General features: G+C 74.8%; 2 protein-coding genes and 1 pseudogene. 2 read left to right on the top strand and 1 reads right to left on the bottom strand.

Features of this window, described 5'->3' with window-relative positions:
• Positions 1–199, top strand: a pseudogene (locus tag MXD58_RS25150) (hypothetical protein); the annotation flags it as partial.
• Here the strand turns inward: MXD58_RS25150 and MXD58_RS25145 are convergent.
• Positions 196–687 carry a hypothetical protein gene (locus MXD58_RS25145; protein WP_248837072.1) on the bottom strand — a complete coding sequence of 164 codons (492 nt, stop codon included), beginning with the start codon at positions 685–687 and terminating at the stop codon, positions 196–198. The pseudogene MXD58_RS25150 and the gene MXD58_RS25145 overlap by 4 nt on opposite strands.
• 150 nt (positions 688–837) lie before the next feature.
• Between MXD58_RS25145 and MXD58_RS25140 the strand changes: the two genes are divergently transcribed.
• A complete protein-coding gene (locus MXD58_RS25140; RefSeq protein ID WP_248837073.1) occupies positions 838–1,101 on the top strand; it encodes a DUF2277 domain-containing protein in 264 nt (87 codons plus the stop codon).
• The last annotated feature ends 39 nt before the right edge of the window (positions 1,102–1,140 follow it).

Below are 1,140 nucleotides of genomic sequence, written 5' to 3'. Positions count from 1 at the left end.
GGCCGGCGCCGCCGTCGGACTGATGCCGGCGTGGACGCGCTGGCCGCTGCGCCTGCCCTACCTGCCCGCCGTGGACGCCACCCTCGGCCGCGCCGCCGGCCACGGCATCGTCACCACGATCCGCTGGGCCACCCGCTCCCCCGCGTCACCGCCGACCTCCCCCGCCCACCGAGACGCGGCGAGCGGCCGTGGTCACTAGCGGCGTTCGAAGACCCAGGCGGCGGCGATCGCGGCGCCGACGATGACGGCGACGAGCAGGATGCCGGCGAGGACGAAGTAGCCGACGGTGGCGATGAGCGCGATGACGATCGGCAGGCCGGCGGCCAGCAGGAAGGGGCCGCGGGTACGCACGGGGGTGTTCGCCAGCGCGAACGCCCGGCGCGGGCCGGTCGTGCGGGCGACGTGCAGCTCGTCGGAGACGCTTGGCATGAGCCGGATCGTGTTCCAGCTCAGGGCGACGAACGCGAGGGTGAGCACCAGCGCGTACAGGAAACCGAACGCATGGCCGAAGGCGCTGAACGACGCGCCGGCGGCGATCACGGTGATGACCAGCGGGATGTACCAGGCGGTGGTGCGATCCTGGCGGGCCTGCCCGGCCAGGCGCCGCGCTTGGGCGAAGCGGTCCGCGCGCTTGCGGGTGCCGCGCCGGCCTGGGTCCGCCGACTCGCCGTAGTAGCCGTCCGTCATGATCCTTCGACTCCCCTCCACGCGGGCTGCCAGCGGGACCCGCCTCCCGCGGGGACATGCCGCAGCACCCCACGCCATTGTCCTCCACAAAGCCGTCGGCGGGGTGGAGATCGCCGGGGAGGTCCACTGTCGGGCGGTAGCGTGGGGGCCATGTGTCGCAACATCACCGAGCTGCGAGGCCTCGAGCCGGCGGCGACGAACGAGGAGATCGAGGCGGCTGCCCGCCAGTTCGTCCGCAAGGTCGGCGGGGTCCGCCGCCCGTCACCGGCGTACGACGCGGCCGTGGACAGCGCCGTCGCGGAGATCGCCGCGTCCGTGCACCGGCTGCTGGACACTCTGCCCGCCCGCCGCCAGCCACCGGCGACCGTGCCGCCGCTGCGCCGCCCTGAGGTTCGGGCCCGCCTCGGTCACTGAGTGCCGGCCGCGCTCAGCCACGCGATCGGGGGCCTGGCC

The organism is Frankia sp. AgKG'84/4 (assembly GCF_023242965.2).
GTDB lineage: Bacteria > Actinomycetota > Actinomycetes > Frankiales > Frankiaceae > Frankia.
This window is presented reverse-complemented; position numbering and strand designations above follow the sequence as displayed.